This window comes from Paenibacillus terrae (assembly GCF_005217525.1).
Lineage (GTDB): Bacteria > Bacillota > Bacilli > Paenibacillales > Paenibacillaceae > Paenibacillus > Paenibacillus terrae_C.
In genome coordinates this window covers 60,440-60,784 of record NZ_PNXQ01000004.1, presented here as the reverse complement: position 1 = coordinate 60,784, position 345 = coordinate 60,440, and the positions used below count along the sequence as shown (strand labels likewise).

Here is a 345-nt window from a genome sequence, read left to right as displayed (position 1 = left end):
TTTAGCAGTTTTAGTAAAATCTCCGGTATTAACCGAGGCACATTCAGCGCCATGCTGAACAGCAACCCACCCAAGCCGATCTCCGTTTGGCAGATGGACCTGATTACCAAGGCGTTGGGATATCCTGACGGTTAGCTATATGAGTTGTACATAGATGAATGCTTTTACGAAGGAAAAGGACATTGGAAACGGATTAAGCCTTTCTTATTGCGATATGTAGAGTTAGGAAGACAGGACTTCATCCAAAAGGTATTGTTGAGGCTGACAGAGGATTTGTCCTATGTGCCGACCATATTTGAGCTTGCAGAAGAATTACACGCAGAAGGCAGAGAAAAGGAATCGATC

1 pseudogene is annotated in these 345 nt (G+C 44.1%); it reads left to right on the top strand.

The annotated features are described in order from the left end of the window. Positions 1 to 345, top strand: a pseudogene (locus tag C1I60_RS03350) (DNA-binding protein); the annotation flags it as partial.